The organism is Parafrankia soli (assembly GCF_001854695.1).
GTDB lineage: Bacteria > Actinomycetota > Actinomycetes > Frankiales > Frankiaceae > Parafrankia > Parafrankia soli.
On sequence record NZ_MAXA01000175.1, the window covers coordinates 1 to 1,308 of the forward strand.

1 protein-coding gene is annotated in these 1,308 nt (G+C 69.8%); it reads left to right on the top strand.

Features of this window, described 5'->3' with window-relative positions; genetic code table 11:
* Nucleotides 1-83: 83 nt before the first annotated feature.
* On the top strand, nt 84-1,308 hold a 1,225-nt coding region (locus BBK14_RS14520), incomplete at its 3' end, for an ATP-binding protein (protein ID WP_131802314.1).

Below are 1,308 nucleotides of genomic sequence, written 5' to 3' on the forward strand. Positions count from 1 at the left end.
GTGCTCGAACCCAGCGACATCGCGGCGGCCGTGACGCGACTCCGTGGTGCTCGCGACGGCCGACATTTGGTGCCCGTTCTCGCTTGCGTAGCCACGATCCGCTGTGGCAGATGCAGCTGCTGCTACGGACCCGCTCGGCGATCCCCGGCCGCGCCGAAGCCCACCTGCACGTCCTGATCGGCTGCTTCAAGCAGTGGGCGGGCGAGAACCACCTCACCGCCGTCGGCGCCAACCTCGGCTGGCTACACCTGGGCGCCGACAGCCGGCTGCGGCGCGGCCGGTTCGACCGGCGAATGGACACCGGTCGGTTCCGACCCCGGTCCCGCTCGTGGGTCACCACCACTGAGATCGCCGGGTTGCTCAAGCCCCCGACCCGCAGGTGCACCGCGGGCAACGTCGAACGCGGCTTCGAGATCCCCCCACCGCCGGCAACGTTGCCCACCTACAGCYGCGACCGGACCGACCTCGTCCCCCTCGGGCTGGTCCGCACCGACACCGGCTGGCGGCCGGTCGGGGTGAAGGTGCGCGAAACCCAGTTCACCCTGTTCTCCGGACGGTCCGGCTGGGGCAAGACCGAAACGTCGCTGGGTCGTTTCCTCGCCCTCGTCCGCTGCGCGGGGATGGGCGGGTTTCTGCTGGACCCGCACCGCGACGGCCTCGCCCTGGCCAAGGAGTACCTCGTCGACCAGGGCACCCGGGTGCTCGAACTCGACATGTCTCCGCGCGGGTCGGACACCCGGCAGGCGGCGTGGAACCCGCTGTCGATGGAGGGGTTCACCGCCGATGACGTCGACGCCCGCGCCGGGGCGGTGGTGGCGGCGTTCGCCTCGGCGATGGGCTGGACCGAAACCAACACCCGCGCCCTGTCGATCATCACGATGGCGGCGCAGTCGCTGTGCGAGCTCGCCCTGCAGCTACCTCCCGACCTGGCGCCGACGATCTTCCAGATCCCCARCATCCTGTCGAACGAGGACTGGCGCGAGAGCGTCATCCCCCACCTGTCACCGGCGATGCGCGACTACTGGTCCACCCGGTTCAAGCGGGTCGCCGACCACGTCACCCCCGTCACGAACATCATCGACCGGATGCGGTCGAGTAAGACGATCGCCGGGGTGTTCGGGTCCAGCCGCAGCACGTACAACGTTCGCCACGCCATGGACACCGGCAAGATCGTGCTTGCCTGCCCGTCCGGCCTCGACGACAAAGACCGGCTGATCGCGAACATGCTGGTCTTCGACCTGTTCCGCGCCGCCCGTTCCCGCCAAGACATCGTCGACCCGGCCGCGCGCCGGCCCTGCCATGCGTTCA